At 63.0% G+C, this 12,909-nt stretch carries 11 protein-coding genes; 7 read left to right on the forward strand and 4 right to left on the reverse strand.

Translation table 11 applies throughout. From position 1 onward, the window contains the following. Positions 1-27: 27 nt before the first annotated feature. The 4 genes from NTZ43_02320 to NTZ43_02335 all read left to right on the forward strand — a co-directional run bounded on the left by NTZ43_02320 (position 28) and on the right by NTZ43_02335 (position 4,903). Positions 28-1,134 (forward strand): aminotransferase class V-fold PLP-dependent enzyme, encoded by a 1,107-nt coding sequence (locus NTZ43_02320; protein ID MCX5766046.1) that lies wholly within the window; start codon positions 28-30, stop codon positions 1,132-1,134. 43 nt (positions 1,135-1,177) lie between these two features. Beyond that, entirely contained in the window at positions 1,178-2,767 is a 1,590-nt protein-coding gene (locus tag NTZ43_02325; GenBank protein ID MCX5766047.1) for a hypothetical protein, read from the forward strand. Positions 2,768-2,855: 88 nt separating this feature from the next. Then, positions 2,856-4,424 (forward strand): hypothetical protein, encoded by a 1,569-nt coding sequence (locus tag NTZ43_02330; GenBank protein MCX5766048.1) that lies wholly within the window; start codon positions 2,856-2,858, stop codon positions 4,422-4,424. Continuing rightward, positions 4,406-4,903, forward strand: a complete 498-nt coding sequence (locus tag NTZ43_02335) for a GNAT family N-acetyltransferase (GenBank protein ID MCX5766049.1) — start codon at positions 4,406-4,408, stop codon at positions 4,901-4,903. Before NTZ43_02330 ends, NTZ43_02335 begins: the two co-directional genes overlap by 19 nt. Before the next feature lie 100 nt (positions 4,904-5,003). On the opposite strand, the gene NTZ43_02340 is transcribed toward NTZ43_02335, so the two are convergent. Both NTZ43_02340 and NTZ43_02345 read right to left on the reverse strand, forming a co-directional pair. Continuing rightward, on the reverse strand, positions 5,004-6,143 hold the full coding sequence (locus NTZ43_02340) for a type III PLP-dependent enzyme (GenBank protein MCX5766050.1): 1,140 nt from the start codon (positions 6,141-6,143) through the stop codon (positions 5,004-5,006). Continuing rightward, entirely contained in the window at positions 6,140-7,597 is a 1,458-nt protein-coding gene (locus tag NTZ43_02345) for a saccharopine dehydrogenase NADP-binding domain-containing protein (GenBank protein MCX5766051.1), read from the reverse strand. The genes NTZ43_02340 and NTZ43_02345 overlap by 4 nt, the downstream gene beginning before the upstream one ends. A 368-nt stretch (positions 7,598-7,965) precedes the next feature. On the opposite strand from NTZ43_02345, the gene NTZ43_02350 reads away from it, so the two are divergent. Then, complete coding sequence (locus tag NTZ43_02350; GenBank protein ID MCX5766052.1) at positions 7,966-8,379, forward strand: SET domain-containing protein; 414 nt, start codon at positions 7,966-7,968, stop codon at positions 8,377-8,379. On the opposite strand, the gene NTZ43_02355 is transcribed toward NTZ43_02350, so the two are convergent. Together NTZ43_02355 and NTZ43_02360 are read right to left on the reverse strand one after the other, a co-directional pair. Continuing rightward, the gene (locus NTZ43_02355; GenBank protein MCX5766053.1) at positions 8,376-9,008 is read right to left on the reverse strand and encodes a hypothetical protein; all 633 of its coding nucleotides are present in this window, start codon (positions 9,006-9,008) and stop codon (positions 8,376-8,378) included. The genes NTZ43_02350 and NTZ43_02355 overlap by 4 nt on opposite strands. Beyond that, positions 9,008-10,684, reverse strand: a complete 1,677-nt coding sequence (locus NTZ43_02360) for a serine hydrolase (protein ID MCX5766054.1) — start codon at positions 10,682-10,684, stop codon at positions 9,008-9,010. Before NTZ43_02360 ends, NTZ43_02355 begins: the two co-directional genes overlap by 1 nt. 201 nt (positions 10,685-10,885) lie before the next feature. Here NTZ43_02360 and NTZ43_02365 point away from each other — a divergent pair, with 201 nt between their 5' ends. After that, complete coding sequence (locus tag NTZ43_02365; protein MCX5766055.1) at positions 10,886-11,980, forward strand: PAS domain-containing protein; 1,095 nt, start codon at positions 10,886-10,888, stop codon at positions 11,978-11,980. Beyond that, entirely contained in the window at positions 11,956-12,909 is a 954-nt protein-coding gene (locus NTZ43_02370) for a PAS domain S-box protein (protein ID MCX5766056.1), read from the forward strand. Before NTZ43_02365 ends, NTZ43_02370 begins: the two co-directional genes overlap by 25 nt.

The following is a 12,909-nucleotide window of genomic DNA, read 5'->3' on the forward strand; positions in this document are numbered from 1 at the left end:
GTACACACTCGCGCGGAAAGCGCTCTCATGACACCACCCGAAACATCCGTTCTGTCCGACGAGGCCCGTCGTTTGCGCCGCGACTTTCCGTACGTCGACGAATGCGTCTATCTCAACACGGCGTCCGCGGGGCTCTCGTGGCAGGGGCAAGGAACCGCCGCCGCGGCGTTTTATGATATGGCGAAGTCACGCGGCATGAACGGCATGCCCGTCTGGCAGACCTCCGCAGCGGCCGTGCGCGAGCGTCTCGCTCGGCATCTTTCGGTGCAACCCGATGAGATCCGTTTTGCCGGCAGCACCACTGAGGCGCTGAATCTGGTTGTCGGTGCGGTGCGCTGGCTGCCGGGCGACGAAGTGGTCTGGACGGCGGATGAATTTCCTTCCGTGGCGCTCGCATGCGAAAGCGCAGGCCGCGCGGGCGCGACGCTCTGTCCCGTTGTCGTCCACTCCGAGGAAGAACGCCTAGCGGCCATCTTGGATGCGCTCACGCCAGCGACGCGTGTCGTCGCGGTATCGCACGTGCATTGGGTGACAGGCACGCGCCTCGATCTCGTGCGTCTTTCAGCGGCGTGCCATGCCGTAGGCGCCATGCTGGTGGTGGACGGCATTCAGGCGCTTGGGGCTGTTCCCGTCGATCTTGGCGAAACGGACGTGTACTGCGCGTCGGTATTTAAATGGCTGCTGTCAGGTTTCGGTCTCGCCGTGCTCGTCGTGCGCGATCGCGTGCGCGCGGAGCTGACGCCCGGTATTCGCGGGTACAATAACGAATCACCGTCGAGCGATCTCCACTACAGTCACGTGAACTATCCGGGTCTCTACGCGCTCGCTGCGTGTTTGTCGTATCTCGAAACCGTCGTCGGCTGGGAAACCGTGCATCGGCGCGTACGGACATTGACTGGGGAACTTGCCGTCGATTTATCGAATCGCGGATTTCGCGTGATCACACCGCTGGACGCACGGGCCGGCATCGTCAGCTTCGCGCTCCCAGGGGCGGATCCAGTTGTAGGGCGCGACCGCCTTGCCAAAGAAGGCATCTATGTAGAGGCGCGCGGTGGACTGATGCGTGTGTCGCCTCACTTCTACAACACGAGTAACGAACTCACCCGGTTCATCGACGCCGTCACGCGGCTCTGACCGCGCTCGTCGTGTTGAACGTGATCAAAAGGAGCATCGTCGCATGATTCAGACGTTCCAGAGACTCGCGCGTCGCTCGGTACGCGTAGGGCTTGCGGCTCTTGCCGCGACATCAGTGAGCGGTGCGCAGGACAACGCCGTTGTGACAACGCATCATCAGGTGAAAGTGGGAGGGCGCACCATCGCCTATACCACGCGCGCGGGGCGGCTCCCGATTATCGACAACGACGCGGGCGATGTGCACGCCAACATCTTCTTTGTCGCGTACACGGTTGATCGTGTCGCTGGGCAGCCCGCGAGGCCGCTCACCTTTGCGTGGAACGGCGGCCCTGGTTCAAATGCCGGGCTCGTCCACTTGCTCGGCTTCGGGCCGCGTCGCATTCGCCGAGTGGGCGATGCGTCTCGCCCTGAGCAGCAAACGTCGGTCGTCGAGGATAATCCGGGCACCTGGATCGATCAAACTGACCTCGTGTTTGTGGATCCCGTTGGCACGGGGTATAGCCGTCCAACCAAGCCAGAGTACGCTGCCGAGTTTTATCAAACACGCGGCGACAATGAGTCGATCGCCGAGTTCATTCGCACGTATCGCAATCGCTTCGATGCGTGGGATTCGCCGCTCTTCCTCGCCGGAGAATCCTACGGGGTGACGCGCGCGGCGGGCGTGTCGGAAGCACTCACGCGGCGTGGCGTCAAGCTGAAGGGCATTACCCTGATCTCGCTCGCGCTGCCGCTCGGACCGCTGCCTGCGACGATGGCGACCGCGCTCTCTCTGCCGACGCTGACAGCGGCAGCGTTTTATCACAAGAAGCTCGCGCCGGATTTGATGGGCAATCTCGAAAATACGCTGCGGCTGGCAGGCACCTTCGCCGAGCAGGAGTACGCGCCAGCGCTCGCGCGTCGCGACAGCCTGACCGCATCGCAGCGCTCCGCACTCCTCGCGCAGCTGTCGCGCTTTACCGGTCTTGACGCCCGAACGTTTGACGTGCCAGCGCTCGGCATTGGTATGTCGCAGATCGACGACCAACTGTTGCGGCGAGAAGGCCGCTACGTAGGACGATACGACACGCGACTGACCTCCGTGCTCGATACCACACCTCGACCGTACGATCCCAAAGAGGATCCGAGTCTCAGTAACTTGCTGAGCGACGTGGCAGTCATTCGGTACCTGCGGAACGAGCTGGGATATAAGAGCGATTTGTTGTATCAGGGGCCGTGGGGCGGGGGATACCCTGCGCCGACCACGTTTCGTGGTGACTGGATGTCGATGCGATGGGGCGCCCGTCGAGAGTCCGCAGCCGGAGGGCGAGGGGGCGCCGATTCAACCGCCAGCCGCCCAGGCTCCGGCAGAGGCGCCACGCCGTCCACCACAACGGTTGAGCCACTGCGAGCCGCGCTCCTCGCCGATCATGATCTCCGCGTGCTCTCCGTATGCGGCTACTACGACTTGATGTGCGCCTACGCAGCCAATGATTGGGTGGTGAACCACCTGGATGCATCGATTCGTGATCGTGTGGTGACCCGCGTGTATGCGGGTGGACATGCTATCTATACAGACCCCGCAGCACAGGCCGCACTCAAGCGCGATGTCGGGAAGTTGCTGCAGGGGACGTTGTCGCGCGGAGTGCAGCCGTAGGCAGCCTCCGACGGCGCGGGCGCCGAGCCCGTGCGGTGGACAACAGAACGCACCGAGTCTCCGTTTCTCGTTGAGGAGTATCGCTCGCATGAGCCAGCACCCGCAGTACCGCCGCATCGCCCCGTTGGCGCTCCTCGCGCTACTCGCGCTACTCTCCGCCTCCGCGCCAGCCCAGCGGCGCCCGCGCACGACCGGCGCCGTCGTCGGTACCGTGGAGCACGTCTGGAAACCGGTGCGCGACGGTGGCGCCGAGGTCACGGCCATCGAAGTGCGTACCGTTGTGCAGATACAATCGGACTCCGTCGCTCAGGCGTTCAGCTTAAACGCGCCTATCACGTATGCCGGCGTTGCGGGCATTGCTGAGCGCGTGCGAAACTTCGAGGTCAAAGACGCCCTTGGCACCGTGCCCTTTCGCATTGAGAACGACGCGCCGAATGCCGGAGGCTTTCCGTTCTATCGTCACTGGCGTGCGGAACGAGCGGTGCGTTTCCCTCTCACGATGACGTACCGGTCGCTCGCGCCCGACAAAGCGCTCCGCGAACCGCCCTTTGGTTTGTTTGCCACCGCCGGCGGCGTGAGTGGTGCCGGCTCCGGCTTCTTAGTGCTTCCCGAAACACCGGCGCGCGTCACCACGCGCGTGCATTGGGATCTCAGTGACCTCGCGGCGGGCTCCAGCGGCGTCACCTCTTTCGGTGACGGCGACGTGCAACTCGATGGCCCCGCCGACGGCGTACGGCAGGGATGGATCATGGCGGGCCCCTTGGGCAAATACCCAGCAAAGAGCGGCGCCGAGGGCTTTAGTGCGGTATGGCTCGGCACACCGGCGTGGGACCCGGAACCGGAAATGCGTTGGACGGCTACCATGTACGAATACCTCGGCAAGAGCTACCACTATTTGAATCCGCTGCCGAGTTACCGCGTCTTCGTGCGCGTCGGCGCACAGGGCGGTACGGCACTCGGCGCATCCTTTATGGGTGGCGCGGCAGCGCGGCAGCCGGGTGCGGCGCCGCAGGGGCTGTCACCCCGTGAGACCTTTACTCACGAGATGGGCCATCTCTTTGTGGGCGCGGTCAGAGCACCGGACGGCATTTCCAGCTGGTTCAGCGAGGGTTTGAACACGTACTACACGAGACTATTGCCGATGCGCGGCGGCTTCACCTCGGTGGACGATTACGGCAAGGACATCAATCGCGCCTTCCGCGAGTACTACGACGGCTCCGCTCGTAACTTCTCGGCGGATTCCATCACGCGCGTCGGTTTTACCGACAACACTGTCCGGCACATGCCGTATGTGCGCAGCAGCCTCTATTTCGCCGACCTCGACTCACGGATCCGAGCACATTCCCGCGGCGTGCGCAACCTCGACGCGGTGATGCAGGAGCTGTTCGTGCGTCGAGCGAGTGGCACCGCGTTTGATCATGCGGCGTGGATCGAGATCGTCGTGCGCGAAGCCGGCGCAGAGGCGGCGGCCATGTTTCAAAACATTATCATCGCCGGCACACAAACACTGGTGCCCGCCTCCGATGCATTCGGGCCATGCTTTGAGCGCCGCGATGTGTCGGCGCAAGTCGCGGACGGTAAAGAAACCCGACGCGCCGGATACGAGTGGGTGCGCGTGCCGGGGCGCTCGGACGAGCAGTGTCGCGCGCCATGGTGACAGCGCTCACCATCACCCCCGTCGCTCCGCACGAGTGTGACGCCCTCGCGTCCCTCATGCGCCGCACTATCGAGCCGCTCTCGTACTACAACGCGCGCGCCATCCGCGCCGAGCTCATCAAATACACCGCCGACACATTGCGCACACTCGCGGCCGCCGAGCCACAGGCCGTGCTCGTGGCCCGGCGCGGCGCCGAGATCATCGGGTTCTGCGTGAGCCGCTTTGACGACGGCACCATTTGGCTCTCCTGGTTTGGCACCGACGCCAGTGCGCGCGGCCAAGGCGTGGGCGCAGCACTCCTCGCCGCGCTGGCGAGCACACTCCCGGCTCGACACGCGCACAAAATCTGGTGCGACTCGCGGGTGGAGAACGTGGAATCGAAGTCCGTCCTCGAACGTGCTGGTTTTAAGCGCATTGCCACGCTCGCCAATCACTGGTACGAGCAGGACTACTTCCTGTGGGAGTGGTACCCGTCGTAAGTCGAGAGCGGTGTGCCCGCGCGCGCAAAAAGAGAACGGTCCCCGAGCGATTGCTCAGGGACCGTTCTCTTTGCCATGCAGTCGTCGCCACCCAACAAGGCTACTCGTTTACGTGCACCACCTTTGCCGGCGAAAATCCGTTGAATGTCGTCGCCGATGCGTAGGTGTACGCGCCAATCTTTTCGCTATACACCAAGTCATCTCGATTGAGCGCCGGCAAATACTCTGCCTGAGAAATCACGTCAAAGGCGTCGCACGTGGGCCCAAAGACCGCCGACAGTTGCGCCTTGCCGCGTTTGAACGCTTTCACGGGATACATGCAGTGGTCAAAGACCTGACCGGAATACGTGTGATACACGCCGTCATCCAAATAGTAGGACGGCTTGCCGTCGCGAATGGCGCGGCCAATAATCTTCGACACCGAGTAGCCCGCTGTCGCCACAAAAAAACGACCTGGCTCAGCGAGAATCTCAATGTTCTTTGGGAACAGGCGCTTGATCTCGGAGTTGATGAGTCGCGCAAGTTCGCGGAAGGGACGCACCGTCTTGTCGTACGGAGCGGGGAAGCCGCCGCCAATGTCCACCAGGTTCATCTTGGTGTAGCCGCGAGCCTTGGCTTCCGCGTAAATGTCCGCGGTGAGGTTCAGCGCCTCGACGTAGTTCTGGAAGTTCGTCGTCTGGCTGCCCACGTGAAAGCTGATCCCCTCCACCACGAGCCCGCGTCGGTCGGCTTCGAGAATCAAATCCACCGCCTCGCCGGGCGACGCGCCGAACTTTGACGACAGCTCAACCATCGCGCCCGTGTTCGACACCTTGAGCCGCAACACGAGCCCAGCCTTGGGCGCGTGCTCCTTGATCTTCTCGATTTCGTCAAGGTTGTCGAACGTCACGAGCGGCTTGTACTTGTTGAGCTCCCGCAGCGTCTCAACCGGCTTGATCGGGTTGGCGTAGATGATCTTGTCCCAGATCCACTGCTGACGCTCGCGCGCCGGCAAATGTTTGATCTTCTCGTACACAACTTTGAACTCGGGCATCGACGCCACGTCAAAGCTCGCCCCTTCTTCAAAGAGCGTGCGCACGATCGCCGGATCCGCCCCTGCCTTGACGGCAAAATACGGTTGCACGCGCGGCAGGTACTTCCGAAACATCTGGAAGTTTTTCCGCAGCTCGTCGTGGTCAATCACGAGCAGCGGCGTGCCGTGCTCCTCAGCCAGTTTCTGCAGCCGAGCCTTCGAAATCATTCGCCGTCCTTCATGAGGAAGTTCTTGAACTGCCACGGGTCTTTCTTGTCCATGTCCGGTTTGTTGTACCCCGGGAACGGATTCTGGTAGTTCTTGAGCGGTGTCCAATCCGACGGCGTCGAGATGAACTTACCGAGGTACGGCTTGGCAATGCCGAGGATGTACTCGTGCGGCAGGTCGTCCGGCACCACCACGCCCATATCCGGATTCTCGATCATCCACGAGGTGGCGGCCACTACGGAAATGGCGACCTGCATGGTGGTCGCATTCTGGTGCGGCACCAAGCGGCGCGATTCTTCAATGCTCAAATCACTGCCCGTCCACCACGACTGATACGGGTGGCCCATCAGCAGGGCGCCGAGGATGTCGGAGCCGCTGGTGATTTCGTCATTCATGATGCGCTGATTGTCGTTCAGCTTGTAGTCGTAGCCGCGCATTTCGTTGAGCGAGGCAATGGCCGCGTCGGTGGGGCAGTAGGCGTAGTGCACCGTCGGGCGGTACACGGCTTTCCCCTTCTCCCACACCGTGAGATGATCGGAGATGGTGAACGCTTCGCCGTGACGCACGACCATCCCGCGGATGGTGTAGTTCGGCACCCAGGTGCGGACCCACACATCCATGCCCATACGCGCGAGGCAGATCTGATTCTTGGGGCCTTCCTTGTGCTTGAAGGCGTGCGCGGGCAGTTCCTTCTCGTGCGTGCCCCAACCCATTTCGGAAGTGGTCTGTCCTTCCTCGCGGAAGCCTTCGATGCTCCACGTATTCACGAACTCGTCCACGAGCTTGGGCTTGTTCGAAATTTGCGTGTCGCGCTCGGAGCAGTGGATGACCTTCACGCCGAGTTGGTGCGCGAGGTGGTTCCACGCCTGCGTCTGCGCGAGTTCGCCAATGAGTTCGGCTTTTTTGCCCTTGAACTTCTTATCGGCCAGCGAGGCGGTGGCAATGTCGAGGAGCCCCTGCTTGGTGAAGTGCGAGATCAGTCCCGGGTTCGCGCCGTGTTCGAGCACGGCCGTCGGGCCCTTGGTTTTCCACTTGGCCATCATACGGCGGACGTTCATGTGCCGCCAATAGAGCGTCTTCTCGGTGGGATGCTGCTTGGGGCCAGCGGCGTAGGGGTCCCACAGTTCGGTGGAGGTGTTGATGTAGAGCACGCCGTGCGTGTGGCACCAGTCGAGGATTTCGCAGGCGTCAATGTTCCACGCGAGGTCAATCACCACATCGCCTGCGCCCACATACGAGGCGAGGAGCGAGCCCATATTCTTTTTGGTCACGCGGTCGCGCACCCAGTGGACGCCCTTGGCGGTCCATTTCTTGAGCTTGTCGGCGCGATCCTCAAAGTCCATGACCGTGACGTTCTCGGGCGCGACCTTGATGTGCTTGAAGAGAATCGGCAGCGCGCATTCGGCCACGGCGCCGTAGCCGACGAAGAGAATCTTATTCTTGAATCGTGTCATGACATGTCTCGGGATGAACGCGAGCCGTTGGGCCGCGCAGGCACAATAAGGATGCGCGGATTGGCCGCGCAGGCACAAACAGGCACAAGCAGGACGCGCGGATGGGCCGCGCAAACATCGATACCACCGCGATACCACCGCGATACCACCGCGCGGTTCCCGCGCGACTGCAATTGAACAGAAGAGCAGGCGTTTTGCCAGCGAAAATCCGGCGCGGGCCACAAGCCGGCCACAAGCCGGCCACAAGCCGGCCACAAGCCGGCCGCAAGCGGGCCGCAAGTCGGCCGGCGGTGCCGCCGCCGGTGGTGGTCGGCGACACCAGGCGCGTTATCTTGCCCTCAGCTCCACCACCCTCAGAGGCAGGCCACATGAAGACCAGCGCGCCGCACGACGGCGTCTACGCCCGCATCGGGCCCTCGCGTATCCACGGCGTGGGCGTGCGCGCCATTCGCGCGATTCCAGCCGGGACGCTCGTCTTCCACGGCGAGAGCGAGCGCGTGGTGTGGCGGTCGCGGGCCGCCGTACGGCGGATGCCCAAGGCCATTCGCGCCCTCTACGAGGACTTCGGCATGGTCTCCGGCAGCCAGATTGGCGTGCCGCCCACGCTCAACATGCTCTCAGTGGGCTGGTACGTGAATCACGCCGACCGCCCCAACCTCGAGGCGGGCGAGGACGGCCGCTTTCGCGCGCTCCGGCGCATCAGGGCGGGGGAGGAGCTCACGGCCGACTACCGGACTTTTGTAGACGAACCCCTCCCGTTCCGCCCGCGGCGCGCGCCCTAGTGCTTATGCGCGTCCGCATCCCCGCGCGCCAACGCGAGGTGATGCCGCACGTGGTGATCCCCTTCCGTCATCATCCCCATAAACCCAAGGCCGCGAATCCGCGCCACCTGCGCCGCGTCGTTGGCATCCGTCGCCACCACAACCATCCGCGCGCCACCCTTGATCTCCGTGGCCGTGGCGCGATACGGCATCCCTTGGCTCAACATCTTGGTATGCGTGCCCAGCATCCGGCGAATCGCCCCCATCGTCTTGGCGTTCCCCGTGACATCGGCTTCAAATCCGCCGGGGACGGAGCGCTGCGCCACGCGAGAACGCATCGTCACCTCGTCCATGTCAATCAAATGCTGCCGTAGCGCCTCAATGTTGACCTTCGACCAATCCGTCTTGGGATCGGCCTTGAGTAATCCAACAATCTCTGAGATCGCGCCGAACGCTGCCTGCCCTGGCCGCGTCGGAAGTTTTTCCGGCACGGCGCACTGTTGCATGAGCGCCTGATGCGCCGCGTGATCCATGTTGGCGTGGTCGGCTGCTGGAGCGTTCAGCGTGGAGCAGTCCACCGCCTGCGCCTCGAGCGCGGACGGCGCAGCCAGTACTACCAGCAGAGGCACGGTAATCAGGAACCGGCGCATCAACGTACCCTCACCAATTGAATGTTTTTCATCCGCGACGCGTCGAGTACGAGCGCCGTCACTCTTCCGGATTTATCGCGCAACACCGTCGCCTTGGCCTGCCCAGTCGAGAACTGATCCGGTTGAAACGGCTCCATCGACATCCAATCGCCGTAGCCGCCGCGCACCATCAGCTGCCCATCGCGCTCTTTCACGACGTACGTCGCCTGCAACTCCTCACTGAAATACGAACCAACCAATCGCGCACGGTCAGCCGCCGAGAGCACCGGTGCGGGTAACAACGGTGCGGCCGGCGCATCCATCGTCGCGGACGCCATCAGCCCCGTGCGTCCATCGGCGAGCCTGCGAAACGCGAGCGTGCCCGGTAATCCATCAGCGGAATACGTCGAGTCGTTGAGCGCCGCGAGCGGCCAGTCGCGCCCCATCGCCTTCATGCTGAGGCCGTTACCGGCTCGTTCGATGCTCGCGGCCACGCCGGGAAGGAACTCAAAGCGTCCCACAAAGCGGTCGCTCGGGCGTTGCGCGGCCTGAGCGCTTGCCCCCGCACCGCTCTGAGCCGTCGCACTCGGCGCCGCGCTCCTCGCAAACGCATCCCGCAGCACCACATTCGCCACCGCCAGCGCCATCGCCGAGGGGTCGGCCGTGTAATCGTTGCACAGAATGCCGACGGACGTGTGCGCCGACGGAAACCGGAGCAGCTCCGCTCGGAATCCAATGAACGATCCACCGTGACTCACCGTTGGTAGCCCGAGGTACGGCTTTATGAAAAGGCCTGCCGCGTACTCCGTGGTGTCGCCGCTGCTCAGCACCCCACGGGTATATAGGCGCTGCACAAACGACGCGCCGCCGCCCACCGTCGTATTGAAAAAGTTTTCATCCCACTTGGCCAAGTCTTCGACCGTCGTGTGAAGACCGCCGTCGCCCACCAGTGCGAAACTCGTTCGCACAATGCGATATCCGCCGGTGCCATTGGGCTCATACCCTTCGGCGCGGCGCGGCACGATCATCGTGCGGTCGTCGTGAAAGTGCGTGTCGCGCATGCCGAGCGGCTCAAACAGGCTGTGATTGGCATAGTCGCGCAGCGACTCACCAGTCACGCGCCGCACGATCACCGAGAGCAAGAAATAATTGGAGTTGCTATACGCCCAGTGGCTCCCCGGCGTAAAGTCGAGCCCCTTCTGGCGCACAATTAGATCGAGCGCTTGTTCTTCGGGGATTTCGTCGCCCCCCAAGCGGCCCGATATCGCCCAGAGCCCGAGGTAGTCGCGGATGCCACTGAGGTGATGCACGAGGTGGCGCAGCGTGACGCCGTCTGCATAGGCGGGAAGTTCGGGAACGTACTTCCGCACGGGATCGTCGAGCGACAGCTTGCCCTGCGTGGCGAGTAGCATCACACTCGCCGCCGTGAACTGCTTGGACGTCGAGGCGATGTAAAACACCGTCTTGGGAGTTATGGCGATCCCTTGGTTGAGCTCTGCCATGCCATAACCGTGGGAGTACACCACGCGGCCATTGCGGTACACCCCCACCGCGCACCCCGGCCGATCCGTGCGATTGTATACCGAAAAAACCGAGTCCACCGAAGCGGACGGAAAGCTGCCCTGTGCCACGAGCCGCGGTGCGGGGAGGAGCAGAGCAAGGCCGACGAGCACCGCCGGAAAACGAATGCTGACCATGGGTTCTCTCTATGGAAGAAGCGCAACTGGCAACATATGCCGCAGCGGCCCGCCGTCCAGTAGAAAGCCAGGTTCCCCTGCAGGGATAACCTGACTGCCGGGACGGACATTTTGCCCTATCACGAGAACCACTCCAATGAGTTATGTATTCCACTCACTCGATTGTGACTGCATTTGGCCGTATCGAAGGACGAGCCCTTAGTGCCTCCGAAAAAACGTTCCGCGCCGCTCGCAAACGAGCTCCCCCCGGTGCCGGCAACGCCTACGCCTGACACGGCGGAAGCCAGCACGCTTGGTTCTCCCCTCCGCGCGGCCGCCGAAGCGCGGTTTGCCGAACTGGCATCGATTGCAGATCGCCTTCCAACCGAACTCTCCCCTGCGGCCGATGTGGTGAAGCGCGCCTTGCACGAACTGCGTGTGCACCAGATTGAGCTCGAGATGCAGAATGAGGAACTGCGTGTGGCGCAGGCCGCTCTCCAAGAGTCGCGTGCGCAGTTTGTGGATCTCTATGATTTTGCGCCGGTCGGCTACGTCACGGTGGCGGAATCGGGACTCGTCGTGCACGCGAATCTGCTCGCCGGAACCATGCTGGGCGCCACCCGCTCAGCCATAGTGGGTACGGCATTCTCGCGCTACCTCGATCCACGCGATCGCGACACATTCTTTCTGCTACGCCAGCGCTTAGTCTCGCTCGGTAGCACCCCACCCGTTGACGTGCGGGCAGATAAGCGCGACGGGACTACGCTGTGGGTGCATATCGCGGCGAGTCTCGCCCCAACCACCGACGGCGCCAAGGTTTGCCTCCTGTCGATCACCGATATCACCGCGCGCATCAAGGCAGAGTCCGCGCACCATGCGAGCGAAGAAAAGCTGCAGAGTTTGGTCGAACTCGCTCCGGTCGGCATTGCGATTGTGCACCCCGATAACACCATGTCGTCGTACAACCCAGCATTCGAGCGGATGCTGGGTGCTCCGCCGGTTCAGCTCAAAACCGGGCATTTTGTCTCGCCGAACTACCTGCGCGCCGACGGCACCCCCATGCCGCCAGAAGAGTTTCCTGCCGCACGGGCCGTGCAAGAACAGCGCGCGGTGCGGAACGTGGAAGTGGGGCTCGTCGGGGCTCACGGCGCCATTACCTGGGCAGAGGTCAGTGCCGCGCCGCTCCGCTCCGCCTCCCCGCCTACAACTGCGTGGTGGTGTACACCGATCTCACCGCGCGGAAGCGAGCCACGGAGCAACTGCGCCAGGGCGAAGCGCGCTATCACGGGCTCGTGGAGTGGTCGTATGAGCCGCTGATTGTGCACCGCGACGGCGTGATCGTGTACGTGAATGCCGCCGCCGTGCGCCTCTTCGGAGCAACGTCCGCGAGCCAGCTGGTCGGCACCCCCATATTGGATCGGGTGCATCCGGAGTACCGCGAGCTGTCGAGCGGGCGCATGCGCAAAGTCTCCGCCGAGGGCATTGATGCGTTGCTGCTCGAACTCGTCTTTCAGCAACTCGACGGCAGCAATCTGAACGTGGAGGTGCAGCAAACGTCGGTCGTATTCGACGGTATCCCCGCCATGCTGGCCTCGCTGCACGACGTGACGGCCGCGCGCCAAGCCGATGCCGCCATCCGCCTGCACAGCGCCGCCCTCTCGGCGGCAGCGAACGGCATTGTCATCACCGACGCGAAGGGCGTGATCGTGTGGACCAACGCATCCTTCGGGGCGATGAGCGGATATTCGCCTGAGGAAACCGTCGGCAAGACGTTCCGCGAACTGATCAACTCCGGTGCACAGGGACCCGGATTCTACCAGAATCTCTGGTCCACGATTCTCCGCGGCGAAACCTGGCGCGGCGAGCTCGTCAACCGGCGCAAAGATGGCACCCATTACACCGAAGCGGAGACAATCACGCCGCTGATCGGCCTGCAAGGCGCCATCACACATTTTATTGCCGTCAAACAGGATCTCACCGAACGCCTCGTACTCGAAGAGCAAGTGCGGCAGTCGCAAAAAAAATGGAGTCGGTGGGGCAGCTGGCCGGCGGAATCGCGCACGACTTCAATAACATGCTGGCCGTCATCCTCGGTCAGACAGAACTTGCCCTCGCGCATGAGACCGCAGATTCACCGCGGCGCGCGGGGCTCCTCGAGATTCACGCCGCTGGCTCTCGCTCGGCCGACCTCACGAGATCGCTCCTCGCCTTCGCGCGAAAACAACGCTTGGAGTCGCGCGCGTTAA

The organism is Gemmatimonadota bacterium, from assembly GCA_026387915.1.
In the GTDB taxonomy this organism is placed as follows: domain Bacteria; phylum Gemmatimonadota; class Gemmatimonadetes; order Gemmatimonadales; family Gemmatimonadaceae; genus Fen-1231.

Bases quoted from the DNA above. Each gene is read 5' to 3' on its own strand.
- NTZ43_02325 (MCX5766047.1), top strand. From the start codon at position 1,178: ATGATTCAGACGTTCCAGAGACTCGCGCGTCGCTCGGTACGCGTAGGG.
- NTZ43_02345 (MCX5766051.1), bottom strand. From the start codon at position 7,597: ATGACACGATTCAAGAATAAGATTCTCTTCGTCGGCTACGGCGCCGTG.
- NTZ43_02330 (MCX5766048.1), top strand. From the start codon at position 2,856: ATGAGCCAGCACCCGCAGTACCGCCGCATCGCCCCGTTGGCGCTCCTC.
- NTZ43_02320 (MCX5766046.1), top strand. From the start codon at position 28: ATGACACCACCCGAAACATCCGTTCTGTCCGACGAGGCCCGTCGTTTG.
- NTZ43_02355 (MCX5766053.1), bottom strand. From the start codon at position 9,008: ATGCGCCGGTTCCTGATTACCGTGCCTCTGCTGGTAGTACTGGCTGCG.
- NTZ43_02340 (MCX5766050.1), bottom strand. From the start codon at position 6,143: ATGATTTCGAAGGCTCGGCTGCAGAAACTGGCTGAGGAGCACGGCACG.
- NTZ43_02350 (MCX5766052.1), top strand. From the start codon at position 7,966: ATGAAGACCAGCGCGCCGCACGACGGCGTCTACGCCCGCATCGGGCCC.
- NTZ43_02360 (MCX5766054.1), bottom strand. From the start codon at position 10,684: ATGGTCAGCATTCGTTTTCCGGCGGTGCTCGTCGGCCTTGCTCTGCTC.